Annotated in this window: 2 protein-coding genes; both read right to left on the reverse strand. The window is 56.4% G+C overall.

Annotated elements, in window-relative coordinates:
* Positions 1-183: 183 nt before the first annotated feature.
* Positions 184-741: a phage tail protein gene (locus RIN56_20640; GenBank protein ID MDR7869201.1), complete on the reverse strand. Its 558-nt coding sequence runs from the start codon at positions 739-741 to the stop codon at positions 184-186.
* The gene (locus RIN56_20645; protein ID MDR7869202.1) at positions 738-1,061 is read right to left on the reverse strand and encodes a hypothetical protein; all 324 of its coding nucleotides are present in this window, start codon (positions 1,059-1,061) and stop codon (positions 738-740) included. Before RIN56_20645 ends, RIN56_20640 begins: the two co-directional genes overlap by 4 nt.
* Between the last annotated feature and the right edge of the window lie 185 nt (positions 1,062-1,246).

The raw sequence follows: 1,246 nt of genomic DNA on the forward strand, positions 1-1,246 counted from the left end.
CGCGGTATCACATACGGAAGGTCGTCTTCCCGGTCTTGATCCCTTGGATCTTTCGGTGGCAGCCACCCGCGAACGATCTGAGGGGCACGCTTCTCGCCCTTGGGAGTCTCCAACTCCATATCGGCGACAACCCCCGGCAGGACATCGGCTATTGCGTCCAGACACTCAAGCATCGTCATCGTCTCACCCCTTCAGCAGGCGGGAAATTTCGTGGTCAAGGCGCACCTGCAGCACGTCGCGGGCCTTTGCTTCAACATAGGGTTTTATCTTTTCCACGCCGATCATTTCCGGCACCGACGGCCCATACTTGACATGAATCGGATACCGGGTTTTTTCTACTCTGGCGAGAACATGGAGCTTCCCGGACGATTTACCCCTCGCCAAAAATGCACCGGGAAGATCCTTGAGTCCGCCGTCTTTTTTGACAGCAACACGGAGCATCTTGGGGAGAGGTTTGCCGACTCGTAGCGGAGACACCCGAAATTGCGAAAGCTCTCGCTTAGTCCCGCGCGAAATTGCCGATGCGATCAGCTTGCTCTCGGTCGCCCGATTGATGCGAATCGATGCTCGCACATCAGCCGCAGAAACAAAATATTGTTCGCGGCTTTTGCGGGCAGCTTCAACCATGCCAGATTCGATTGCCCGGTTGAGCGCCCTGGATGCGGCTTTCTCAATCCCTTTCGGAATGCCATCCAGTACAAGCTTTGCCCGTGCCATCTGCGACTCATCAATTCTGATCACGACTCGTTCGCCTCGAGCCTGACAATCAACATCCCACTGTCGACGACACATTCGGTCACCGTGTACAGCACGTCGTCCACCGTAATGGCCTGGCCATATACCGGCCGATAGCCCAGGGCCAACTCTTTCACCGACAGCAACGCAACAGCCTTGAAGATGCCGTCATACTGTTCGCTCTGGCGATCGCTGCGCTCTCGGGTGCTGACCTGGTCGACGCTGCAGAGAACGGTCTGCCCGTCGATGATGTGATCCTCGGCGTTTTCGTCCCGATCCTGAAAGATGTCGTCAACGTCAGCCGCCATAATATCCTTCAGCGACATAAAGCACCTACTTCCAAAAGAAGGAGAGCCCAAACGAGCTCTCCTTTCTCAGTTCATTCCGCTTACGCGGGATCTTCGGTAACCTTATAGACGACTTCCAGGTCGAACGGGGGCAGGTTCGCGGCGGTACCATTGACGGCGGTCATCGTCAAGGACTCGGCCGCGTCCAGCACCTTGTGGGTGGC

Source organism: Sporomusaceae bacterium, assembly GCA_031460455.1.
Taxonomy (GTDB): Bacteria; Bacillota; Negativicutes; order Sporomusales; family UBA7701; genus Anaeroselena.

What these genes read in the sequence shown, in the direction of transcription:
- RIN56_20645 (MDR7869202.1), bottom strand. Translation starts at nt 1,061, where the DNA reads ATGTCGCTGAAGGATATTATGGCGGCTGACGTTGACGACATCTTTCAG.